At 60.7% G+C, this 22,992-nt stretch carries 25 protein-coding genes and 1 pseudogene; 13 read left to right on the top strand and 13 right to left on the bottom strand.

Going from position 1 to position 22,992, the window contains the following annotated elements:
* Positions 1-46: 46 nt before the first annotated feature.
* Positions 47-298, top strand: coding sequence for a type II toxin-antitoxin system Phd/YefM family antitoxin (locus tag MHY22_RS08315; RefSeq protein ID WP_040424847.1), 252 nt, complete (start codon positions 47-49; stop codon positions 296-298).
* Here MHY22_RS08315 and MHY22_RS08310 read toward each other — a convergent pair.
* The 3 genes from MHY22_RS08310 to MHY22_RS08300 form a co-directional block, all read right to left on the bottom strand.
* A complete protein-coding gene (locus MHY22_RS08310; protein WP_156794294.1) occupies positions 295-576 on the bottom strand; it encodes a type IV toxin-antitoxin system AbiEi family antitoxin domain-containing protein in 282 nt (93 codons plus the stop codon). The genes MHY22_RS08315 and MHY22_RS08310 overlap by 4 nt on opposite strands.
* Positions 577-834: 258 nt before the next feature.
* On the bottom strand, positions 835-1,335 hold the full coding sequence (purE, locus tag MHY22_RS08305) for a 5-(carboxyamino)imidazole ribonucleotide mutase (protein ID WP_239278903.1): 501 nt from the start codon (positions 1,333-1,335) through the stop codon (positions 835-837).
* Positions 1,336-1,359: 24 nt separating this feature from the next.
* Positions 1,360-2,568 carry a 5-(carboxyamino)imidazole ribonucleotide synthase gene (locus MHY22_RS08300; protein WP_200435807.1) on the bottom strand — a complete coding sequence of 403 codons (1,209 nt, stop codon included), beginning with the start codon at positions 2,566-2,568 and terminating at the stop codon, positions 1,360-1,362.
* Between MHY22_RS08300 and budA the strand changes: the two genes are divergently transcribed.
* Entirely contained in the window at positions 2,554-3,285 is a 732-nt protein-coding gene (gene budA, locus MHY22_RS08295; protein WP_005322526.1) for an acetolactate decarboxylase, read from the top strand. The genes MHY22_RS08300 and budA overlap by 15 nt on opposite strands.
* Here the strand turns inward: budA and MHY22_RS08290 are convergent.
* Complete coding sequence (locus MHY22_RS08290; RefSeq protein ID WP_005326709.1) at positions 3,263-3,703, bottom strand: hypothetical protein; 441 nt, start codon at positions 3,701-3,703, stop codon at positions 3,263-3,265. The genes budA and MHY22_RS08290 overlap by 23 nt on opposite strands.
* A 37-nt stretch (positions 3,704-3,740) precedes the next feature.
* Complete coding sequence (locus MHY22_RS08285; RefSeq protein WP_200435810.1) at positions 3,741-4,595, bottom strand: biotin--[acetyl-CoA-carboxylase] ligase; 855 nt, start codon at positions 4,593-4,595, stop codon at positions 3,741-3,743.
* 44 nt (positions 4,596-4,639) lie between these two features.
* On the opposite strand from MHY22_RS08285, the gene MHY22_RS08280 reads away from it, so the two are divergent.
* Positions 4,640-5,626, top strand: coding sequence for an ABC transporter ATP-binding protein (locus MHY22_RS08280; protein ID WP_239278902.1), 987 nt, complete (start codon positions 4,640-4,642; stop codon positions 5,624-5,626).
* 11 nt (positions 5,627-5,637) lie between these two features.
* Here the strand turns inward: MHY22_RS08280 and MHY22_RS08275 are convergent.
* The 3 genes and pseudogenes from MHY22_RS08275 to MHY22_RS08265 form a co-directional block, all read right to left on the bottom strand.
* Positions 5,638-6,104: pseudogene (locus MHY22_RS08275) on the bottom strand (integrase core domain-containing protein).
* Positions 6,104-7,348, bottom strand: a complete 1,245-nt coding sequence (locus MHY22_RS08270; protein ID WP_239228946.1) for an MFS transporter — start codon at positions 7,346-7,348, stop codon at positions 6,104-6,106. The pseudogene MHY22_RS08275 and the gene MHY22_RS08270 overlap by 1 nt, the downstream one beginning before the upstream one ends.
* Positions 7,345-8,997 carry an ABC-F family ATP-binding cassette domain-containing protein gene (locus MHY22_RS08265; protein ID WP_239278901.1) on the bottom strand — a complete coding sequence of 551 codons (1,653 nt, stop codon included), beginning with the start codon at positions 8,995-8,997 and terminating at the stop codon, positions 7,345-7,347. Before MHY22_RS08265 ends, MHY22_RS08270 begins: the two co-directional genes overlap by 4 nt.
* Before the next feature lie 400 nt (positions 8,998-9,397).
* Between MHY22_RS08265 and MHY22_RS08260 the strand changes: the two genes are divergently transcribed.
* The 5 genes from MHY22_RS08260 (at position 9,398) to MHY22_RS08240 (ending at position 14,268) form a co-directional block, all read left to right on the top strand.
* On the top strand, positions 9,398-10,648 hold the full coding sequence (locus MHY22_RS08260; protein ID WP_239278900.1) for an ABC transporter substrate-binding protein: 1,251 nt from the start codon (positions 9,398-9,400) through the stop codon (positions 10,646-10,648).
* A gap of 122 nt (positions 10,649-10,770) precedes the next feature.
* The gene (locus MHY22_RS08255) at positions 10,771-11,775 is read left to right on the top strand and encodes a carbohydrate ABC transporter permease (RefSeq protein ID WP_370658846.1); all 1,005 of its coding nucleotides are present in this window, start codon (positions 10,771-10,773) and stop codon (positions 11,773-11,775) included.
* The gene (locus tag MHY22_RS08250) at positions 11,775-12,596 is read left to right on the top strand and encodes a carbohydrate ABC transporter permease (protein ID WP_086587903.1); all 822 of its coding nucleotides are present in this window, start codon (positions 11,775-11,777) and stop codon (positions 12,594-12,596) included. Before MHY22_RS08255 ends, MHY22_RS08250 begins: the two co-directional genes overlap by 1 nt.
* Entirely contained in the window at positions 12,596-12,781 is a 186-nt protein-coding gene (locus tag MHY22_RS08245; protein ID WP_198492605.1) for a hypothetical protein, read from the top strand. Before MHY22_RS08250 ends, MHY22_RS08245 begins: the two co-directional genes overlap by 1 nt.
* Positions 12,778-14,268, top strand: coding sequence for an alpha-amylase family protein (locus MHY22_RS08240; protein WP_239278899.1), 1,491 nt, complete (start codon positions 12,778-12,780; stop codon positions 14,266-14,268). The genes MHY22_RS08245 and MHY22_RS08240 overlap by 4 nt, the downstream gene beginning before the upstream one ends.
* Positions 14,269-14,376: 108 nt before the next feature.
* On the opposite strand, the gene MHY22_RS08235 is transcribed toward MHY22_RS08240, so the two are convergent.
* The 3 genes from MHY22_RS08235 to MHY22_RS08225 are packed head-to-tail and all read right to left on the bottom strand — an operon-like array spanning position 14,377 to position 16,831.
* On the bottom strand, positions 14,377-14,955 hold the full coding sequence (locus MHY22_RS08235; RefSeq protein ID WP_005326721.1) for a hypothetical protein: 579 nt from the start codon (positions 14,953-14,955) through the stop codon (positions 14,377-14,379).
* A 2-nt stretch (positions 14,956-14,957) separates the two neighbouring features.
* Entirely contained in the window at positions 14,958-15,530 is a 573-nt protein-coding gene (locus tag MHY22_RS08230; RefSeq protein ID WP_198492602.1) for a hypothetical protein, read from the bottom strand.
* 32 nt (positions 15,531-15,562) lie between these two features.
* The gene (locus MHY22_RS08225) at positions 15,563-16,831 is read right to left on the bottom strand and encodes a hypothetical protein (protein ID WP_239278898.1); all 1,269 of its coding nucleotides are present in this window, start codon (positions 16,829-16,831) and stop codon (positions 15,563-15,565) included.
* Between the two features lie 350 nt (positions 16,832-17,181).
* On the opposite strand from MHY22_RS08225, the gene MHY22_RS08220 reads away from it, so the two are divergent.
* The 5 genes from MHY22_RS08220 to MHY22_RS08200 are packed head-to-tail and all read left to right on the top strand — an operon-like array spanning position 17,182 to position 20,651.
* A complete protein-coding gene (locus MHY22_RS08220; protein WP_239278897.1) occupies positions 17,182-18,642 on the top strand; it encodes an acyl-CoA carboxylase subunit beta in 1,461 nt (486 codons plus the stop codon).
* A gap of 8 nt (positions 18,643-18,650) precedes the next feature.
* Positions 18,651-18,860 carry an acyl-CoA carboxylase subunit epsilon gene (locus MHY22_RS08215; protein ID WP_239278896.1) on the top strand — a complete coding sequence of 70 codons (210 nt, stop codon included), beginning with the start codon at positions 18,651-18,653 and terminating at the stop codon, positions 18,858-18,860.
* Positions 18,860-19,447: a nucleoside triphosphate pyrophosphatase gene (locus MHY22_RS08210; protein ID WP_225745880.1), complete on the top strand. Its 588-nt coding sequence runs from the start codon at positions 18,860-18,862 to the stop codon at positions 19,445-19,447. The genes MHY22_RS08215 and MHY22_RS08210 overlap by 1 nt, the downstream gene beginning before the upstream one ends.
* Before the next feature lie 31 nt (positions 19,448-19,478).
* Entirely contained in the window at positions 19,479-19,895 is a 417-nt protein-coding gene (locus tag MHY22_RS08205) for a DUF3151 domain-containing protein (protein WP_239278895.1), read from the top strand.
* A gap of 15 nt (positions 19,896-19,910) precedes the next feature.
* Complete coding sequence (locus MHY22_RS08200) at positions 19,911-20,651, top strand: hypothetical protein (protein WP_239278894.1); 741 nt, start codon at positions 19,911-19,913, stop codon at positions 20,649-20,651.
* 105 nt (positions 20,652-20,756) lie between these two features.
* On the opposite strand, the gene MHY22_RS08195 is transcribed toward MHY22_RS08200, so the two are convergent.
* A complete protein-coding gene (locus MHY22_RS08195; protein ID WP_239278893.1) occupies positions 20,757-21,650 on the bottom strand; it encodes a DUF4282 domain-containing protein in 894 nt (297 codons plus the stop codon).
* Between the two features lie 87 nt (positions 21,651-21,737).
* Positions 21,738-22,799, bottom strand: coding sequence for a Cj0069 family protein (locus MHY22_RS08190; protein ID WP_239278892.1), 1,062 nt, complete (start codon positions 22,797-22,799; stop codon positions 21,738-21,740).
* Positions 22,800-22,992 lie beyond the last annotated feature (193 nt).

Raw genomic sequence — 22,992 nt, 5'->3', positions numbered from 1 at the left:
TTGCTAACTTAGTACTAGTAGTACTTTGATGTATTAGGAGCTTTCATTGTCTTTGCCACTTTCCGAACTCCGCACCCGCTTAGGCCAGGTCATTGACCAAGCCCACTACGCAGGCACCCGCACCGTTGTCACCCGCAACGGTAAGGAAGCCGCAGTTATCATTTCGCCTCAGGAACTAGCTTTCCTTGACCGCCTCGAAGCCGCCGCAGATGCTGAAGCCCTCCGCCAAGCCCGCGCCGCCGATACCGGCGAACGCTTCTCTTTTGAGCAGGTCACGGAAGAAATTGAAGGGCGCTAGCCGTAAATTGGCTCGGCTTCAAACCACTGCGAACCACTCACGACATGCTTGTAGGCAAATTTCAGAGGAAAGGTCATCGCCTTCTTGGAGTACAGCTGCACCGCAGAGCTTCCTGCAAGCATGATTCCAGGCCACCGCTTGTGCAGGATGCGAGCTACCTCCATGGGAGTCGGTTCCCGCCACGTATAAATCCCGCGGCCGATTCGGATTATCTTTCCATTCGCTACATGAGTATTAAGCTCTCCCCTGCTTAGGCCTGAAACCAGTACTTCTTCCATGCTTCCCCCTTTGAGCATTATTCCCCTGCCCGAAAGCTTAAAGCACGCTTCCTCACGCCGCAGGCTACAACGATGCAAAGCAAGCACGTTTTATCCTTTTCCTCCGCAAATTTTGCCCGATCGTGCTTGTTTTGCATGTTGGCGAAGAGCGACGAGAACTTCGCTAGAGAATAGGAGACAAAAACAAACACGTTCTGCCGAAAAACTACGTAGTTTTGGCTAAAACGTGCTTGTTTTGTTTGGCCTTAGACCGGAGAGCTACTCTCCTAGCAGCTTGTCGCGCAGGTTCTTATCCTTCTGCTCGACTTCCTCGGCCATCTGCTTTTGGTAGTCCACCATCTTGTCTTGGATGGCGGGGTCGCCAGCGCCGAGGATGCGGGCGGCGAGCAGGCCGGCGTTCTTCGCACCGCCGATGGAGACGGTGGCTACCGGCACGCCGCTGGGCATCTGCACGATGGACAGGAGGGAGTCGAGGCCATCGAGATCCTTTAGTGCGCGGGGGATACCGATGACCGGCAGCGGCGTGGCCGCGGCGACCATGCCGGGAAGGTGCGCGGCACCGCCGGCGCAAGCGATAATCGCCTTCAACCCGCGGGTATGGGCTTCCTTGGCATAGGCCAGCATCTTTTCCGGGGTGCGGTGGGCGCTGACCACGCCGACCTCGAAGGGGATGCCAAAGTCCGCGAGGACCTGAGCGGCGGGTTCAACGGTGGACCAATCGGAATCGGAGCCCATGATGATGCCTACGTGCGGTTGCATAGTGTCCTTTCTACAGGAAGGAATTTAAGCCCATTCGGCGTGCACGAGGAAGTGCGCGGCCTGGCGGGCGATGGTCAGGGTCTCGTCGGTATCTTCACCGGTGACGTTGACGTGGCCAATCTTGCGGCCAGGGCGGTGATCCTTGCCGTAGAGGTGAATCTTGGCCTGCGGGTAGCGCTGCATGACCTCGCGTACGCGCTCCGGCATAGGCATGGCGGGATCTTCGTCAGCGCCCAAAACATTGGCCATCACGGTGACGGGGGCAAGCACGTCGACTGCGCCCAAGGAGAGGTCGAGCACGGCGCGCAGGTGCTGCTCAAATTGAGAGGTCACGCAGCCATCCTGGGTCCAGTGGCCGGTGTTATGCGGGCGCATGGCCAGTTCGTTGACGGAGATATCCTCGCCTTCGGGGCCGTCGAAAGCAAAGAGTTCGACGGCCAGCATGCCGGTCACGCCGAGGGACTCGGCGATGGCCAGGCCCAGCTCGGACGCGCGCTGGGAAAGTTCCGGTGTAAGGCCAGGGGCGGGGGCAATGGCCTCGGCGCAGATGCCGTTTTCCTGGCGGGACTGGGTAATCGGCCACACCTTGGCCTCGCCGGAAGGACGGCGGGCGACCAAGATGGAAAGCTCGCGGGTAAGTTCCACCTTTTCCTCTGCCATCAGCGGGGTTCCGGCCTCGAGCAGCTCGGCGACCAGCTCAAAGCAATTATCAGCGGTGGGGAACCATACGCCCTTGCCGTCATAACCACCGCGGCGGGCCTTGAGACACACGCGGCCATCGACGGCGTCGAAAAAGGCGCGGGCATCGGCCACCGAGTCGATGGCGGCAAAGCGCGGCACGGGAGCGCCCAGCGCGGCGAGCTTTTCGCGCATCTTGAGCTTATCCTGCGCATAGATAAGGGCGGTGGGCTGGGGCTGGACGTTAAATCCGGCGTCGATAAGCGCGGCAGAGTGCTCGTTGGGCACATGCTCATGCTCGAAGGTAATGGCATCCGCGCCCTCTGCCACGCCGCGCAGCTCCTCCAAGGAGGTGTAATCCCCCAGCACCACGTCTGGGGTGACCTGCGCGGCGGAGGAGTCCGGCTTGCTGGCCAGAATCCGCAGGTGAATATCGAGTTCCGCGGCGGCCGGCTGCATCATGCGAGCCAGCTGACCGTCGCCACAAACAGTTACAATAGGCTTTAAGTCACTCACGCCCCCAATACTAGCCTGGATACTATGTTCACTCGTCATACCATCTTCCAAAATTCCCTCATGACCGCTTTGCTGGACGGCATTTATGACGGTGAAATGACCATTTCGGAACTGCTAGGTAAAGGCAATTTTGGCCTCGGCACCTTTGATGGCCTCGACGGAGAGATGATCATTTTGGATGGCACCTGCTACCAGCTGCGTGGCGATGGCTCCGCGCAGATTGCAGACTTGGACCAGCGCACCCCCTACGCGGTGGCCACGAACTTTGTCCCGCGCATTACTGCCGACGCCCCCGCGGGCCTGCGCCGCGATCAGCTCTCCGCGTTCATCGATAAGCTCGAGCCTTCCGCTAACTACATGTACGCGGTGCGCATCCTGGGCACGTTCAAAGAGGTCACCACCCGCACGGTGGTCAAACAAGAAAAGCCCTACCCGCCAATGTCTGAGGCCGTGGGCGGCGATAAGGAGCTGCACTTTAAGGACGTCGAGGGCGTCATCGGCGGCTTCCGCACCCCCGTCTATGAAAAGGGAATCTCGGTACCCGGCTGCCACGTGCACTTTATCGACGCCGCCCGCACCTCCGGCGGCCACGTGCTGGACTACGTAGTGGATAAGGCAACGGTTGAGCTCTGCCCCGCCTCCGACCTAGAGCTGCGACTGCCGCTGACGCAAGAATTCAGCCGCGCCAACCTCTCCCCCGAGGATCTGGATAGCCAGCTGCACACCACCGAGGTTAAAACCAAGGGCGATCATTAATAATCTCGGCCACGCGCTTGGGCTTGGCCACGTTGGGAAAATACATGGCCCGGTCCCAGCCGTGAATTGCTAGGGATACCCCGCCCCGGCGCTTGCGGGCGCCGCGGATATCCTGCAGCGGAATCGAATCGATATTGCGGCCCTCGCGCGCGATGACGCGCCTATTAGTCACGATGAAGCGCTTCCGGCGGGCCTTATAAAGAGGAATGACAAAGCGCCAGATTCCCAGCAGCGCCCATACCGCGACGAGGCCGTTGCGCAGCATCGGGTCTACTGCTTGGACATCGCACCAGCCGATGGCGATCCACAGCAGGCCGGTGATGAGGATGAGCTCGAGGAAGGGGAAAATCAGCGCGCGAAACGGCGCGGAGACATCCGCGCGCTTGACCTCACCTTGGCCCATCTTCATTAGTCCCATAACTATGGATGCTACCTCGCGTGTCTACTGTGGTGATTTACTGCTGTGGGCGCAGGTGCGTGACATCACCTGCGGAATAGTACTCGCCGGCGACCATGATGCGGCCGTCTTCGCCGATTTCATCAACGTGCCCGGTGACATCGCCGGACGGGGTCTCTAAGCGTACCTCCTGGCCGAGCGAGGAGCAGACCGCACGGTAGTCACGAAGAAGCTGCGGATCTTGGTTCTCCCACTGCACGATGCGACGGCGCAGGTTCTTCAGCACGGTAATGGCCAGCTCGGTGCGGTCCGTATCGCGGCCCTCGAGTGCGAGCGAGGTGGCCTTTTCAATCGGTAGTTCCTCACGAGTCAGGGTGACGTTGATGCCCATGCCCACGACGACGCGCGCGGATGGTGCGGCGCCACCTACTGCCTTATTTACTTCGGCCTTATTAACCTCCGCCTTGTTAACTTCAGCCTTGCCTACCTCCACCTTGGTGAGCTCGGTCTTTGGCGCGGCCTTGAAGGCTTGGCCCACGGGACCGGCCTCGGCAAGGATGCCACACAGCTTATTGCCGTCGATATGCACGTCGTTTGGCCACTTCAGCACGGTGCCCTCGATCGAATCGGTCACCGCGAGGCCCGCGGCCAGCGGCAGTGTGCCCAGGTGCTCGAGGGATTCCGGCAGCAAGAGCACGGAGAAGATGACCTGGGAGCCGGCCGGCGCGGTCCAAGTGCGGCCGAGGCGACCCTTGCCGGAAAGTTGTTCGTCGGCAAGCAGCACGGTGCCATCCGCAACGTTGGTGGCCTGCATCAAATCGGTATTGGTGGAGCCGGTCTTTTCCACGAAATCGATGGTGGTGAAATCGTCCGCCAGCGCGGTGCGAATGCGTTCCAAATCAAGTGCTGTCATAAGCTTCAAGGATACCGGCCGCCAATGGTGCTAGTGTGTTGCGCATGGCAAAGGTCACTTTTGAAAAGGTCAACATCACCTACCCCGGCGCGAGCGCGCCCACGGTAAAAGACTTGGACCTCGATATCGCGGACGGCGAATTCCTAGTCCTCGTTGGTCCATCGGGCTGCGGCAAGTCCACAACGCTACGCGCGCTGGCGGGCCTGGAACCTACCTCCAGCGGCCGCATCACCATCGACGGCAAGGACGTGACCAACCTGGAACCAGGCGATCGCGATATCGCCATGGTCTTCCAGAACTATGCCCTCTACCCGCACCTGACGGTGGAAGAAAACATGGGCTTTGCCCTGAAGCTGGCAAAGCTTCCCAAATCCGAGATCAAAGCCAAGGTGCACGAGGCGGCAGAAACGCTCGGCCTGACCGAGTATCTCAAGCGCAAACCCAAGGATCTGTCCGGCGGTCAGCGCCAGCGCGTGGCCATGGGCCGGGCCATTGTCCGCGAGCCGAAGGCCTTTCTTATGGATGAGCCGCTGTCCAACCTGGATGCCAAGTTGCGCGTACAGACCCGCGCGGAGCTGGCCAGCCTCCAGCAGCGCCTGGGCACGACGACGGTGTATGTCACCCACGACCAGGTGGAGGCTATGACCATGGGCGACCGCGTGGCGGTGCTCAAGGACGGCGAGCTGCAGCAGGTAGCCCCGCCGCGCGAGCTTTACGACGCCCCCGCGAACGAATTCGTCGCCGGGTTCATCGGCTCGCCGGCGATGAATATCTTTGATTACAACGGCTCCCGCGTGGGCGTGCGCCCGGAAAAGATGTTCATCAATAAGGGCCCAGTGGGCTTCCAGGGCGTCGTAGACATCGTGGAAGAACTCGGCGCGGAGTCTTATGTCTACGTCACCGTTGGCGACAATCGTCTAGTTGCCCGCGCCGAAGGTACCCCACCGCAGCGGGGTGAAGCGGTGGTACTGACCTTCAACCCACGCGAGGCGCACCGCTTCGATCCAGAAACGGGCCGTCGCATCGCCTAGGACTAGCTGAACTAACCGGAGCGGTAAGTCAAACGTGAAAACGGCGGCTGGTCTCCACACGCAGTGTGGGGACGATGCCGGTTGTAGTAATGCAGCCAGGCGTCGAGCTCACCGCGGCGTTCGGCTTCGGAAGTATACCGGTGGGCGTTGAATCACTCGCCAACCCCACCAGGACCGCGGTGGCGGTGATTGCGGTTTCGCCATCGTGAATCTCGGCGTAGACGAGGCAGAAGTAGTCGTCGATGACGGCGTGGACGTAGACCGTGCCTATCCACGGGTCGTAGGGCTTGCTCCGGGGTGGTCATGCTCGTAGCGCGGCCGACGCGAGTCAGCCGGTTGAAATGGCAAGACGAGAGGATACGGTCGGCCATGAGACCTGGAAGCGGGCAGCGACCTCGCTAATCGGCCATCCGTCGTCGACGAGGAGTTGGGCGACCTCCGAGCGGTGGCGAGGTGTGAGGATGGCGTTGGCATGCATTAATCCTCTCCTGCCTCGACAAGCGTCTTCTGCGGCATCTTGAGTTGTCCCAGGGCTGCGAGGAGTGCTCCCGTGGCCAGTGGCACTAGTCCGGCGGCGATAAACAGAGTTCTGATGTCGATGTGGCGGCTGAGGAGTCCGGTGAGAGCGATGGACAGAGGCATGAAGGCGATGGATATAAAGAAGTCGAGGCTGGCGACCCGGCCGAGCATCTCCAAGGGGACGTGTTCTTGGAGTACTGCTCCCCAGATGACCATTCCGATCCCGATCAGCGCCCCGTAGAACGCGAGGCCTGCGCCGATGGCCCACGAATTGCTGGTGAGCGCCGGGATGGACAGGGGCAGGCATCCGATCACCCAGGCACCGACCATGGCCGGCAGGAAGCGTTCCGGTGTGCGCCACGACCCAGCTAGCAGAGAACCCACCACCCCGCCCGCGCCGAGGGCAGCCAGGACGGTGCCGTAGAGTGCAGGTCCGTTGTCATGCGATGAGCGCATGAGGGCAGGTAGGAGGACTTCGAGTGGTCCAGTCACTACCAGTCCCATTACGGCCGCGAACAGGACACTGGAGCGGACCCAACGTGTGCGGGAAACGTAGCGGAAGCCGTCGAGCAGGTCGGTGATCAGTGAGTCTTCCGCACCGTCGGTCTCGGGCTCGGCGCGGGTGGGGGCGGGAAGCTGCAGAGCCGCAAGCAGGGCAAGTCCGAGTGCTGCTGCGATGAGGTATCCGCCAGCGGCGGGCATGCTGGCACCGATGACCGCTCCGACGGCGGCGGGCGCAATTGCCTGTCCGACCAACGGGCGGGCGGCACCTTCGAGGCCGTTGACGGCCATTAAGTCGTCACCGTCCACCAGGACTGGCACCAGCGCCGTGTAGGCGGGGAAGAAGAAGGCGGTTGAAGTGCCAATAATGAACGCGGAAACCGCGAGCATCCAGAAGGTAACAATGTCGAGGATTGCTGCCGTGGACGTAGCGGTCGCGATAGCGAGGTTCAGGGTGAGCACGCCCACGATGACGGACTTATTGGGGATCCGGTCTGCAATTACGCCAGCTGGGAGGGATCCTGCAAGCAGGCCAATGCCGCTCCAGACTACGACACCCGACAGGGTGGCTGGCGTGGCGCCCAGGTCGAGGGTCTGCATGGCAAGGTAGAGGGCCCAGGCACCCTGGGCGAAGATGGTCAGCACCATCGCTGCGAACAGCTGACGGTACGTGGTGATGGTCAAGGGGTGAAGCGGGTTCATGGCATGTCCTTCAGGTCAAGGTTCAGGTGGGGCCAGTCGGCCAGGTCGTGGAGCATCTGCCGGTCATGCGTGGCAACGATCACCGCGCAGGAGGTCTGCAGCAGCTCGGTGGTGATGTCATCAACGAGGATCGAGGACAGATGATTGGTGGGCTCGTCCAGGAGCAGCAGGTCTGGATCCTGGGCCAGACACATGGCCAGGTGGAGACGGCGTTGCTGTCCTTGCGACAAGCGCCCCACCGGCGTGCCGGTTGCGGAGGCTTCCAGCAGCCCGAGCGAGCCGAGGGACGGCGCCTGAGCTCGACGGCCTAGCTTCGTCAGGTACGCCTCATAGACCTCGTGTGCGGGGCTGGAGCGGTCCCAGTCGGGGACCTCTTGGGACAGCAGAGCGATGCGCGCTCTCGGATTAACTCGCACATGTCCCGTGGTGGGGGCCAGCCGCCCTGCGACAAGTGCCAACAGGGTGGATTTTCCCGTGCCGTTCGGTCCGGTGACCACCAACCGGTCACCGCCGTTCACGTCGACCGAAACCGGAGCGTCCAATCGGTCCTTCACAGTAACCTGGGTGGCGTTCATGATGCTCTGTCCGGCACGGGTTGCCGAGGCGGGCCACGCAAGACGCAGTGGCGGCGCCGGGACGCCGATTTCATGACTTTTCAGGTCTTCGATACGTCGGTTGAAGGCTTGGACCACTCCAGCAGCGCGTGTGGCGCGTTGGTGCTTGCCTGTGCCCTTTTCAGGTCTCCATCCACCCTGGGACAGGCGGGAGCGCGCCTCGGCTGCAGCGCGTGTCAGTTCCTCGTGTCGGGCAACCTGGGCGGCGTGATCCTGTTCCCACTTGAGGCGTTCTCGTCGGCGGCCTTCAATCCAGCCTTTGTAGCCGCCCGAGTAGGTTCGCGGGACACCATCTCGGGTCGGGTCGAGATCCAGGAAGGTCGTCGCCACATCATGCAGCAGCGCGCGGTCGTGACTGACCAGAGCCAGGCCACCAGGGTGGTCACGCAGTTGCTCGGTTAGAAAAGACAGTCCTTCAGCATCCAGGTGGTTGGTGGGCTCATCCAACAGGAGCAGGTCGGGGGTCGATCCAAGTGCGACGGCGAGCCGGACCCGGTAACGTTGTCCGACCGACAAGGTCGACAGGATGCGAGCGCGGTCGCTGCAGGCGTCAAGGCCTGCCAGTGCGATGTCCACCCGCCTTTCTGCGTCCCAGGCGTCCAGTAGCGTGGCGGTCTCGAGCGCTGCGGAATAGGCATCGGCCGCGTCGTCACCCGCGGCGAGTGCAGCGCTCGCGACGTCAAGGGCCTCGAGCGCAGACCTAGAGGGAGCAGTCGCTTCGGCGATGAGGTCGCCGACGGTGCGGTTACCCTCGGCAGACATGTCCTGCTTAACCAAGACGCGGGAACCCATCTGGGTCACTACTCCCGAGTCAGGGGTCAGGAGCCCGGCCAAAATGTGAAGCAAGGTGGTCTTGCCACGACCGTTGTCCCCGACGATCGCCAGACGTGAGCCGGCGGAGACGGTGACGTCCAGCCCGTTCAGGAGGTGCCTGTCCCCCAAGGTGATGTGGATTGATTCAGCGCGGATGTGTGCGGCGAGCCCTTGGGGCGTTCCACTCCACACACATGACCGCAAGGTTGGTGTGTTTGGCATTGCATACTCTCAGCTCGTCATGGAGCCGGGCAGCACAAGATGGCCGCCCGGCAGATGGCCAGGACGGCAGACGAAAGATCAGAAGGGGTCCCGCCGCCGTCAGCGGGCGGAACGCAGCTTCATGAAAGCGATGCCTGAGTACATGCGGCAGAGTCTACCCAGCGGGGCGGATCTCGGCAAACCAATTAACATCTAAGGTCAATACAACTAGCACCCACGATTCCCCACGGAGGAGACTTAGCCGCGAAGGCAGCTAGGCCGTCGTAGAACAGGTACACGGCCAAGCCAGCCACATCCCCCTTTACTACCCCCATTTAGAGTTAAATAGGCCAAAATTATCCACCTTTTGGTTTCCGTATTTTAGGTTTAAAGAACCGAAAGTTTCCGAAAGGTGAATTCCATGAAGAAATTCCTGCTTCGCACCACCGTTGCGACAACCGCAGTTTTGGCACTGGCCGGCTGCTCTTCTTCCTCCTCCGATTCCGCGGCGGGCGGCTCCTCTGAGGGCGGTGCGGATGCGCGCGGCCCCATCACCTTTGCCATGGGCAAAAATGACACGGACAAGGTGACCCCCATCATCGAGAAGTGGAACGAGCAGCACCCAGACGAGAAGGTCACGCTCAAGGAGCTGGCCGGCGAGGCCGACGCCCAGCGCGAAACCCTGGTGCAGTCCCTGCAGGCGGGCAGCGATGACTACGATGTCATGGCCCTCGACGTGGTGTGGACCGCGGAGTTCGCCGCCAACCAGTGGCTCCAACCGCTCAATGGTGACTTTGAAACCGATACGGATGAGCTTTTGCCGGCCACCGTGGAGTCCGCCACCTATAACGACGTGCTCTACGCCCTGCCACAAAACACCAACGGACAGCTGCTTTTCCGCAATACCGAGCTCGCGGATAAGGCACCGGAGAAGTTCGCGGACCTTAAGTCCGCCTGCAAGGCACTGGACAAGGGCAAGGACTGCCTGACCACCCAGTTCAAGCAGTACGAGGGCTTGGCACTCAACACCGCCGGCTTTATGGAAGGTTGGGGTGGTTCTGTCCTGGATAAGGACGGCAACGTCACCGTTGATTCCAAGGAAGCCAAGGACGGCCTGCAGGCCATGGTGGATGCCTACAAGGAGGAGACCATTTCCAAGGACTCCACCGCCGCCACCGAGGAAGAAACCAATATGGCCTTTACTGAGGGCAAGACCGCCTTCGCCATGAACTGGCCATATATGTACTCCAACGCGGTGGATGCCGGCGTCGACGTCGAGGTTCAGGCCCCGCTGGGCAAGGACGGTGTAGGCGTGTCCACGCTGGGCGGCTATAACAACGGCATCAATATCAACTCCAAGAATAAGGGCACCGCGCTCGACTTCATGAAGTTCATCATCAACGAGGACAACCAGAAGTCCTTCGCGGAGCAGTCCTTCCCGCCGGTCTTGGCTTCCATCTACGATGACCCGCAGCTGCAGCAAGAATTCCCGTACCTGCCGGCGCTGAAGGAATCTCTGGAGAACGCGGCACCGCGCCCGGTTTCCCCGTTCTACTCGGCGATTTCCAAGGCCATCCAAGACAATGCCTACGCCGCATTGACGGATGGCAAGTCGGTGGATGATGCCACCGCCGATATGAAGGCGGCCATCGAATCAGCCTCCCAGGGCTAAACGCCCAATCCGGGTGAGGTAGGCGGACACACCGCCGCCTCACCCTTTGTGGTTTTCACTCCCCTAATGGGGATAGAATCTAGCCAATACTTAGCATTTCTTGAACAGAAAGGCGGTCCAGCGTGGCTATAGCTTCGCCGACTGCGTCCAAGGGGGCGCCGAAGGGGGCGTCGGCAAGCGCGCCGAAGCCCCAGCGCAAGAATTATGGGCGCGTGGCCGGGCTGATTGCTCCGGCGCTCATCGTGCTTGCCGTCATTATCGGCTACCCCATCATCCGCGCCATTGTCCTGTCCTTCCAAGGCAATAGGCAGCTCAACCCGCAAACGGGGCTTTTTGAGGAGGGCGGCTTTGCCGGGCTGGAAAATTACCTGTACTGGATTAATAACCGGTGTGTTTCCGGCACTGGTCAGATTTCTACCTGCCCGCCGGGCGTTATCGCCACGGACTTTTGGCCGGCGGTAAAGATTACGCTCTTTTTCACCATCGTTACCGTGCTACTGGAGACCATCCTGGGCATGCTGATGGCGCTCATTATGAATGGCGAGTACCGCGGCCGCGGCCTGGTGCGCGCTGCGGTACTTATCCCCTGGGCTATTCCTACGGCCGTTACGGCCAAGCTATGGCAGTTCATGTTCGCCCCGGAGGGCATCGTTAACTCGCTGCTTGGTGCGAACATTGCCTGGACCACGGACCCGTTCTACGCTCGCCTGGCTGTCATCATCGCGGACGTGTGGAAGACCGCACCGTTCATGGCGCTGCTCATCCTGGCCGGCCTGCAGATGATTCCCAAGGACGTTTACGATGCCGCCCGCGTGGACGGCGCCAACCGTATTCAGACTTTCTTCCGCATCACGCTCCCGCTGGTGCGCCCGGCGCTCATGGTGGCCGTGCTCTTCCGCACCCTGGATGCGCTGCGCATGTATGACCTACCGGTCATCATGATTTCTAGCTCCTCCAACTCCCCCACCGCGACCATCTCCCAGCTGGTGGTAGAGGATATGCGCCAGGGTAACTTCAACTCCGCCTCCGCGCTCTCCACCCTTATTTTCCTTCTCATCTTCGTCGTCGCCTTTATCCTCATCCGCTTCCTTGGCGCGGATGTCTCCGGCAGGAAGGCAGCTAAATAATGCGTAAATTCGGACACTACGCCGGCATCGTCTTCATCATGTTCTGGGGTCTGGCGCCCTTTTACTGGATGCTGGTGACTGCGCTGCGGGATCAGCGTTTCACCTTCGATACGACCCCGTGGCCCACCCACGTCACGCTGGATAATTTCCGCGATGCCTTGGCTACCGATAAGGGAAATGACTTCCTAGCCGCGCTGGGAAACTCGCTGCTTATCTCCCTGGTTACCACCGCTGTGGCCGTGCTCATCGGCGTCTTTACCGCCTATGCACTCTCCCGTTATGACTTCCCGGGCAAGGGAATCGTGACCGGCATTATCCTGGCCGCCTCGATGTTCCCGGCCATTGCCTTGGTCACCCCACTCTTCCAGCTCTTTGGCAACCTGGAATGGATTGGTACTTACCGCGCGATGATCATCCCCAATATTTCCTTCGCACTTCCGCTGACGGTTTATACGCTGCTGAGCTTCTTCCGCCAGCTGCCCTGGGAACTAGAAGAAGCAGCCCGGGTGGATGGCGCCTCGCGCTCCCAGGCCTTCCGCCTAGTGCTTCTGCCTCTTGCGGCGCCGGCGCTATTTACCACCGCGATCATCGCCTTTATCACCACCTGGAATGAGTTCATGCTGGCCAAGCAGCTGTCCACCACCGATACCGAGCCGGTGACCGTAGCCATTGCACGCTTTTCCGGCCCGTCCGCTTTCGAGTACCCCTATGCCGCCACCATGGCTGCTGGCGCGTTGGTGACCATCCCGTTGGTCATCATGGTGCTCATCTTCCAGCACCGCATCGTCGCCGGCCTGACCGCAGGCGGTGTCAAGGCCTAATGCGCCGGGCCATGCTGTGGGATACCGCCTTAGGCTTCCTCGGTTTCTTTAGCCTCCTCGCGGTTATCCAAGCTGTACTCAATCTCTTCCATGACTCCCCCGCCCTATGGCCCGGCCTCCTAGCCGGCGCCCTGTGTCTCCTTACCTACCTGACCTGGCGGGCAAAAAGAAAGGACCTTTCATGAGCTGGTACCACAATGCCGTCTTCTACCAGGCCCTCGTCGGTTCCTTCAAAGCCGACGGCGATAAGGAGGTAGGCACGCTGCGCGGGGTCATCGATAAGCTGGATTACCTCCAGTGGCTAGGCGTGGACTGCCTGTGGCTCTCGCCGTTTTATGCCAGCCCCTTGCGCGATGATGGCTACGATATCGCGGACTACTACTCCATCCATCCGGATTACGGAACGATGGAGGACTTTGAAGAGCTCATTGCGCAGCTGCACCGCCGCGGCATGCGCATTATGACGGATTTGGCGCTCAATCACACCAGCTCCGATCACCCGTGGTTCCAGGCCTCCCGCACGGATCCCACCGGCCCGTATGGCGATTTCTATGTTTGGGGCGATGACCCCGAGCGCTATCCCGAAATCCGTGTCATTTTCACCGACGTGGAAACATCCAACTGGACCTGGGATGACCAGCGCGGCCAGTACTACTTCCACCGCTTCTACTCCCACCAGCCGGATTTAAATTACGATAACCCGGCCGTGCAGGAGGAAGTGTTCAAGATCTTGTCCTTCTGGATGGACAAGGGTTTGGACGGCCTGCGCCTTGATGCCATTGCTTACCTCTTTGAACGCGATGGTTTAGGTGGCGAGTCCCTGCCGGAGACCATCGAGTTTGTGGAGAAGATTCGCTCCTTCATGGACACCCACTACCCAGATGCGGTGCTCATCGCGGAGGCCAATCAGCCTCCGGCAGAGACCATGCAGTTCTATGGCAAGGGCGAGCGCTTCCACATGGTCTTCAACTTCCCGGTTATGCCACGGTTGTACCAAGCATTGGCGCTTGGCGACGCCACCCCGGTCTACTCCATCCTTGATGAGCTGCCCGCCCTGCCGGATGGTTGCCAGTGGGGTACCTTCCTGCGCAACCACGATGAGCTCACTCTGGAGATGGTGGACGATGACGTGCGCGAGCTGATGTATGAAGCCTTCCTCCCCGATGATGAAATGCGCGCTCATGTGGGCATTGCCCGCCGGCTGATGCCGCTGATGAACGGCGATCGCCGCAAGGTGGAGCTCATGTTCTCGCTGCTGATGACCCTGCCGGGCGCACCGTTTATCTACTACGGCGATGAGATTGGCATGCTCGATGACACCACGCTCCCGGACCGCTATGCGGTGCGCACCCCAATGCAGTGGGACGATTCCGAGCACTCTGGTTTTAGTACCAACGCACCTTCCCGCCTTCCGGTTGTGGGAGGTACCTCCGTGGCCGCCCAGCTTGATGACGCCACCTCGTTGCTCAACACCGTCCGCGCCATGATTGCCGAGCGCCATGCCCATCCGGATCTCGGCACCGCTCCGTGCGAACCAGTAGAGACGGGCGAGGAAGCCGTCCTTGGCTACCAACGCGGCGATCTGCTGTGCTTGCACAACTTCAGCGATCGCTCCATCGACCTAGGCCCAGTAGAGCTCGGGCCGTACGGCTACGCCTGGCTGCCGGCCTAGGCCATAGCGCATGCCGCATCCACGCACTCCCCGCTGCACTGCGACGCGCAGATAAAAGCGCCCTCTCGGTTCATATGAACCGAGAGGGCGCTTAATAGTTGTGGTGGACTAGTTCCACTCAGGCGCGTCTTCGAGGCGCAGCTCGGAGTAGCGCGCTTCTGGCACAGAAGCCGAGTATGGCTTTCCTTGGGCTTCCCACTGCTGGTCGGAGTTGCAGCGCACATCCTGACCATCAGTGTCGAGCATGGTAAAGCCCCACACCAGCTTGCCCTGCGAGTTCGCAGGCAAGGTGTACGGGCCAACCACCTGGTTTAGCTTCCAGTGCTGCTCGCTGACGTAGTTGAAGCCATAGGTCTTGGTCAGCACCTTGGCCAGCTCGCCGGTGCCCTCAACGGATCCGGAGACCTCGATGGTCTGGGTGCGAGCTTGGGTGACGGTGTGCTTGACCGGTACTTCCTCGGCGTTGCGGTTAGCCACGCTGGTGGCGTCGGTCTGCTTGAACCAGCGGCGCTTTGCGGTGACGTAGGTGCCGTTTTCACCTGGCGTCGAGCAATGCGTGCCCGGCTTGTAGTCGTCGTTCCAGCGCTGGGGCAGCTCAAAGTCCCCACCGAAATCAGCGGCGTGGGCAACAGGAGCGGCCACCAGGCTCAGCGCCGCGAGGGCGCTAGCGATGGACGTCTTGCTCACGTTTAGCCCCAATCGTTGTTATCGCGGGTGGAGACCTCGATGTGGCGCTCCTTTGGAAGGGTGGCGGTGAAGGTGCCACCGTTGGCCTGCCACTTGTGGTCGGAACCGCACACGGTCTTCTGACCCTCGAAGTCAGAGACAACCCAGCCTGCGCGCAGGACGGCGGTCTTGCCCGGAGCAATGTTGTACGGACCAACCTGCTCGCCTACCTCGTAGGACTGGCTATCGGTGTAGCTGGAGGAGAAGGTGAAGTTGATGAGGTCCATCAGCTTGAAGTCAATGCCAGCGGACACATTCCAGGTCTTGGTCTTGGTCTCGGTGATGGAACGGGTTACTGGCAACGGCTCATCGTTGTAGTTGGACACGGTCCAGGAACCGGCGGAGCCATCGAAGTAGGTGCGCTTGATGTCAACGGTCTGGCCGGTATCGCCCGGGTTGGAGCAACGCTCACCGATGGTGGTCGGGTTAGCCGGGCCGAGGTCACGCTGCGGCAGGGCGTTAGCGGCCGGAGCGAAGATGAGGCCGGAAGCAACGGCAAGAGCCGCGGTGGTAGAAGCAATCTTGGACTTGAACATGGAACTTTCTCCTTGTGTAGGTGTGGTGGGGTTTAGTAGATGGTCTGGGTCGGAACCGGCAGGTCGCGGAATTCGTCAGGAGTGACGTCCTCGGTGCGGGTATTGCCGGCTTTGTCGGTGATCTTGGCCTCGGCCCAGAAGCCGCTCGGGGCGGAGGTCTGCTTGTAGTTAGAGGTGAGGTCGTAGTTTCCGCTCTTGCCGCAGTGAATCTCGCGGTAGTTAATGCGGGTCATGGTGGTGCCGTACTCCACACGCACGCGCTCGCCTGGCTTGAGGTCGACGTGCTTGAGCTCGGTGCCGACCGGCATGTAGGCACGCTTTACGGCACCGACGGACTCCAGCCAGCCCTTCGGAATATCGCCGCGGTTGCCCTGCCAGTTGGTGTACGGGGCGTGCTCCGCGCCAACGACGAAGTCAGTTACTGGTGCAAACTCGTAGTCACCCTTGGACCAGTTGAGGAAGTCGGTGGAGTAACCAGCCTTGCGGTAGGTCGGCTTTACCGCGGTGATGTCCAGCGGGTACCAGGAGGTATCGCCGGATTCACACTTATCGCCTTCCTTAGGCCAGGAGGGATCGCGCTGCAGCTCGGCGGCCGGCTGCATGATCTCATCCTTCTTCGGATCGGCGATCTTCTCTAGGCTCGGGCCGGATACAGAGGTGTAGTTGCCCTCGATCGGCTTGGAGTTTGCACCCGGGGAACGGGATGGAATTTCCATGGCCAGATCGGACACGGAGCCGTCTGCCTTGATGATGTAGGCAAAGGCGTAGCGCTCGGCCGGGCCCTTACCGCGGATGACATTTGCGCCTGGGATGTTTTCCAAGCGGTCATCGTTGCAGCCTACGAACATGGAGATGAAGTCCTTTTCAATGACGCCGTATTCGACGCGGAAGGACTCACCCGGCTTCAGCTTCACAGGGCCGAAGGTTTCTTTATCGCGCCAGCCGTTGGTCATCTTCAGACCGATATCGGACTTAGCGGTGGTGTCCCAACCGGAAGGCAGCTTGGCCTTGGAATTGGCTTCAATCTCGTGATTGGTACCAGTTTCTACCTCGGCGGTGTAGGGCACTTCTTGGTTGGTGGTGTTTTTGAACTGCAGGGTGCCGTCGCTCATGTAGCGGCGGCCGGTTTCTGCAAAGCGCCATTCGCGCTCTGCATTATCGCCGGCGGCACTGCAGCTCTTGTAGAGGTTGGAAATGGGATATGCCTGCGGCATCGGGGGAACATCTCCCGCGTGTGCCACTGGCGTGAAGAGAGCCGCTACGGCGAGCGGTGCGAGCAAACGCAGTCCCTTTTTAATCACCAGAAGACCGTCCTTTATAGATCGTTAAAAATCAGGGGAAACATTCATGAAGACTCAGGCAATCATAAGGGCTTACAGGGCTCACATCAATAGTTGAATGAAATTCTTTCTAATACTTTTACCTACCTTGAGGTGCAATAATGGGCGCTCACCTGCCCAGCACCGTTAAATGTTTACAGTAGACCCTACCCCCAGATTAGGGCTCTTCAGACTGGTGTTACCCAGGGAATTCCCAGGTTCTATGCACTGCCCACGTTGCAGTGGCATTTACCACACAATCGTTTTCCACTCCGCGTCCCCGCAGCGTTCCATTCCGCATTGACCGGGGTGCCCTAGTAGTGTGGGGGCCTATGACTGACCTGAAAACCACCGCCGGCAAGATCGAGGACCTGGACGCCAAGCTCGCCGAGTCCCGCGCGCCGCTGGGAGAAGGCGAGCCGGCCGCCCGCACCCGCGTGACGCAGCTGCTCGATGAGGGCTCCTTCGTGGAAACGGACGCGCTAGCCCGCCACCGCTCTACCGACTTTGGTCGTGAGCATGACCGCCCCTATACCGATGGCGTGGTCACCGGCTACGGCACTATCGACGGCCGCCGCGTGTGCGTCTTTAGCCAGGACGGCGAAATCTTCGACGGCACGATGGGTGAGGTTTATGCCGAAAAGCTCACCAAGGTATATGACCTCGCCATCAAGACCGGCGTGCCCATCATCGGCATCTATGAATCCACCGGCCCGCGTGTGCAAGAGGGCATCGTCACCATGGCCGGATACGCCCGCCTCATGGCGCGTGTCTCCCAGGCTTCGGGCCTCATTCCGCAGATTTCCGTTGTCGCGGGCAATACCAGCGGCATTGCGGCGTTCGCGCCGACGTTTGCCGATGTCCTCGTAGTTACCCAAGGCACCGCCCTCCACCAGGCCGCCAGCCACGTGGCCGGCGCTGAGCCAGAGACCTTCGGCGGTGCCGCAGCCCACGCAGAGTCTGGCACTGCTCACCTGGTGGCCAGCGACGACAAGCAGGCCCTGTCCCTCGTGCGCGACGTTTTGGCCTACTTCCCCGCCAATAACCGCGCCGCGGCGCCGCGCGTGGATGCCGGTAGCGTCGCGGACTTTGATCTCAATAGCGTCATCCCGGATACCGCCGCGCAGGCCTATGACATGAGCGAGGTCATCAAGGCTGTCGTCGATGAAGGCTCCTTCTTCGAGCTTTCTGCCGAGGCGGCACAAAACATCGTTACCGGCTTTGCCTACATCGATGGCCGCGCCGTCGGCATCGTTGCCAACCAGCCGCTGGCGCTGGCCGGCGCCTTGGACTCCGCCGCCACAGAGAAGGCCGCACGTTTCGTGCGTACCTGCGATGCCTTCAATACTCCCATCGTGGAATTCGTGGACTCCCCAGGCTTTGTGCCTACCCCGGAGGAGGAAAAGGCCGGCCTGCTGCGCAGGGCGTCGAAGTTTGCCTACGCGCAGGCTGAAGCGAGCGTCGGCAAGCTCACTGTGATCACCCGCAAGGCCATTGGCCCGGCCTATGTATTTATGGGCGCCAAGGACCTCGGCGCGGACCTGGTCTACGCATGGCCCACCGCGGAAATTGCCGTCACCCAGGCCTCCCAAGCTTCCCTGGCCATTTATGGCTCGGAGGACAAGGAAGAGGAGATGGACGAGCTCTTCTTGCACCCGTATGCCGCAGCAGAGCGCGGGCTGGCAGATAATGTTATCGAGCCAACTGCAACCCGCCACTACCTGGTAGAAGGCCTTCGCTTGCTCGAGCGCAAGGCCGTGGCCCAGGTACCGAAGAAGCACGGAACCGTTTAGGAGGGGAAATGTCTACGCCGGAAATCAAGGTAGTCAAGGGCAATCCCACCGAGGATGAGCTCGCGGCCCTGCGCACCGTATTGGCGCAGATGAGCGCCAAGCGCTCGGGCGTTGCCGGAGAACGCAATGAATGGGGCAACCCGGCCGAGCGCTTCGAGCGCTTTGGCGCGCAGCGCGTCTACAACCCCTCCGCCTTCCATACCGTGCGGTACTTCTAATGCGGCTTATCCTTGCCTCCCAATCACCCTCGCGCGCGTCTATTCTGCGCGGCGCGGGCGTGGAGCCCGTATTGGAGCCGGCCGATATTGACGAGCGCTCCCTCGAAGCCTCGCTCGCAGGCCAACCGCCGGCCGATATCGTGGCGGCCCTCGCCACCGCCAAAGCCGAAAAGGTGGCGGAACGCTACCCCACCGAGCCCGTCATCGGCGGCGATTCCATGCTGCTGCTCGACGGCGAACTCCAAGGAAAGCCCCATACCGAAGAAGCCACCATTGAACGCTGGCACCAGCAAGCCGGCCGCACAGCCGAGCTGCTTACCGGCCACTGCCTCATCTTTGGCGATGAGCGCCATGTGGAAACGTCCACCACCACGGTGCACTTTGCTCAGGCCAGCGAGTCCGATATCGCCGCCTATGCCCACTCCGGCGAGCCTCTCCACTGCGCCGGTGCCTTCACCTTGGAAGCAATGGGCGGCTGGTTCATTGACCGCATCGAAGGCGATCCTTCCTCCGTTATCGGGCTATCGCTGCCGGTGGTGCGCCGCGCGCTCTATACCTTTGAGCTGAACGTCTCCGATTTCTGGTAGCAGCGCGCCGGCGTCGCTACAGTGGGGTGGCATGGAAATGAAAGACATGCTTGCCCCGAAACCCATTGAGCTGCCAGCCGATCCCGGCGCGGAGTCCACCTCGGATCTCGCCGCCGGCATTATTGCCCACCCCGATTCCCCGCTGCTGTGGGCGCTCCTAGCGGAGCAGGAACTCAAGGAGCAGGAAGGCTCTGAACCGTCCACTTTCATCACCGCCTACGCCTACGCGCGCACGGGTTACCACCGCAGCCTCGACCGACTGCGCGGCAATGGTTGGAAGGGTTGGGGCCCTGTCCCCTTCTCCCACGAGCCGAACCAGGGAGTCCTGCGCGCCATCGCCGCGCTCGGCCACGCCGCCAAGGCCATCGGCGAGGACGACGAGTACGACCGCATTCGCCAGATGCTTTCCGACGCCGGCCCGGACTCCGTCGCCACCCTCCTCGACTAATCCTGGAGTTCCCGCATGCCTGCCATGACACCGCGCTGCCTACGCCGCTTCTCCGCCGTCGCACTACTCACCGCTGCCATGCCGCTCGCGCTGAGCGCCTGCGGTGCTCAGGAGGATTCTTCTTCCTCCCCAGAGCCGGTCTTTTCCAGCCAAGCACCTGCCGAGGATGAATCCTCCGGCGGGAACGACACGGCTTCCGCTGCAGCACCCTCCCCGTCTGAGTCCACCGACGGGGGCGATGAAACGACCACGCAGCAGCAGGAGAAGGGCAAGGACAGCGAGTGCATGGAGCTGCCCAACGACCCACGCAAGGTCTACGCCTCTGGCACGGCCCCCGGGCGCATGCCCGCCGATGACGGCAGCGATTTCAACTACTGGATCGCCGATATTGAGAACTCCTATGACCCGTGCGCCACGATTAGCTGGATCATCTTCCGCGGCTCAATGGGCGATGTGAACGGCCCGGCAGGCACCGGCGCCTCGATTGCTGATGGCATAGCCTTCTACGTCAATGGTGCTCCGGCCAAGGACATGTCCGTCTTCGATAAGGTAGAGAGCGTCACCTCGGTCTCAGACACCGAGGTCGATTTCACGTGGGGAGAACGCAGCCGCTCCACCGCAGAGGGCATTACCGCCCACCACACTGTGCGCCTGCGGGCACAGGACGATTCCCTCGAGCCGGTATCCGGCGAAGTCGAGGAATTTAACAAGATGTGGGTTGACCTTCCCAGCTACCAGCTTGGCACCTACGACTAACTTTTAGGCCGGATCGCTTATGCCGGCAAGACAATGCGCCCCAGCGGAATCCCGCTGGGGCGCATGTCGTTGCTCGCTTAATTGCGCAAGCGGCTCATGACAGTGCTAGTCCATCTTGTCCAGGATATCGCCGGTGTTTTGCGCAATGCGTACGTTAGCCACCATGGCTTCCAGGAATAGCCTGATGGCGACCATGATTGCGTAGTAAATGACAGTGCTCAGTACCGCCAGGAAGATGAAAGCAAAGATGCTTCCGAAGATCGCTGACGCGGAATCTTCCTGAATGCCATAAATGCCCATGCCGGTGGCGAACAAGAAGGCACCGAGGAGGTGAAGGATCCACATGATGCCACCAAGAATCATGGCAACCTTGTAGATTTCCTTCACGTGGGTAAGTGTCAGGAAGTGCTTGAATTCGAACTCAAAGAGCCCACCCAATAGACCGTCTTTCTTGCCCAAGCCTTTGAGGGCGTCACTCATCTGGCTCTTCTTATCGCCAAGCGTCTGGCCGGAATCGGCAGGAGCATCGCCTGCTTGCGGGAACTGTCCGAATCCCTGGCTCGTGCCCTGCTGTTGGGTGTAACCGCCGAAAACCGGCTGATCGCTAGCGGACTGGGCAGACCCGAATTGGTTGCCGTTCGCAGCAGCGTCCGACGGTGCCGAATCCGTAAATGGATTATGCGCACGGGAGGCAGCGCCCTCGCTTGGGGTGGAGGACTTCGAGGAGGCCCAGAAGTCAGAGGAGTTGCCCTCCGCGCTCGGCTGCGGGGAGGAAAGAGCACTCGAATGCCCAGACTCACCAGGCTTATCGGTGTGGCCGAAAGACTTCGTCTCCTTGGCATCGGTAGAGCCGAATTCCTTGGTCTCATTCACCTCGGAGGCACCGGTGCCTTCGGTGCTCTTCGCAGCGTCCTCGGCGTGGTGACGCGGGGTCTCGGAAAAATCGCGCGGAGAAAAATCCTTCGGAAACCCGTCGGAGTTGAAATCATTATCAGCCATAATCTGGTCCTTAGAAAATGCTTTAGGGGATGGTAGGAAAATGCCCCACGGTCACCCGTGGGGCCACTTGGCAGAATACAGCGTGCGCTAGGCGTTCGCGTCCTGAACGCGACGAATCGCCTCGGCGGCAACCTTTTCTTGGATGCCCATGTCTAGCTCGGAAGTGAAGCCAACACAGGAACAGTTGATCTCACCGAGGACATAGGTGTCGGTGCCATCGGGGGCATCGTCAAGCATGAAGTCCGCGGTCCAAATCAGCGGAACGTCCTTGGTATCGCCGAGCTTTTCTGCGATAACGGGGCGAGCCTCGTCGAACATCTCGAGCAACTCGGGCCAAGATTCCGGCTTATCGTAGGTGTACTTTGCGCCGGAGAAGAGCGTGGCAGAGAAGTTGTCGCCGCCTTCCGCTGGCTTCTTGTGCACGATGAATACCGGCTCATCGCCCACGAGGAGAATACGGATTTCACCTTCCACAATGCGCGGCATAAAGCGCATGTCCACCAGCATGCCGTTATCGCCCTCAATGTACTGGTCGCAGAAGTCCATGAAGGCGCCCAGCTTGTAGTCATGGGTCTGATTGTCTACTGCCTCGGTGCACTTCAGGGCGGTGTCGAGCGGGAGCGCGGTGCCCGGTTCTACGGACTGGGCAAGCTCCTGGTCCGCGAGGCGCACGCGCCAGATGCCCTCACCGGTGGAACCGCGGTTTTGCTTGAGCACCCGCTCACCATAAGACAGCGAGGTAGGGAAAGTATTATGCAGCTCTTCTACCTCGTAGTACGCGGCGGTATCGTCCGGCACCAGCGGGGTGTCATTGAGCTTGACCAGTGCATCTTTGGCACCGTAGGCCATCATGTCCGCCGGAGTGGACATGCCTACCAGGCCGGCATCGGCCAACTTGGTGAGCAATTCGAAATAGCCCTTCTCTCCACCGGGGATATTGCCTGGGTTCACGCGAGAGATATAAGCATCAAAGTTTTCAGAAACCTGGGCGTAGATCTCTTCCGCGTTATCTGGGTGGAAGTAGATAACCTCCGCATCCCAGCCCTGTTCCTTGATCGCGTTGACGATCGGCATGGTGTCCTTACGGTGACCATCTGCGCCTTTATCGGAGCCGCCCTCTACCTCAAATACAACGATTGCCTTGTGCACTAGCAGTTCCCTTCTTAGGTGGTGTTCATAGCACGTTGTCGCACCATATCCTGAGTTTATCCCAGCTTTTCCTCCCCCGCGCGGCCAACTGCCCCCTCTGCCTAACCCCGTCGGCCGGCGCCCCTATTTCCCCGGCCGAGCCCTGTATCGCACACCACAGGAATGATCCCCGAGTGATCACCACGGGAAAATT

The sequence above is a fragment of the Corynebacterium sp. ACRPO genome (genome assembly GCF_022347205.1).
GTDB lineage: Bacteria > Actinomycetota > Actinomycetes > Mycobacteriales > Mycobacteriaceae > Corynebacterium.
This window is presented reverse-complemented; position numbering and strand designations above follow the sequence as displayed.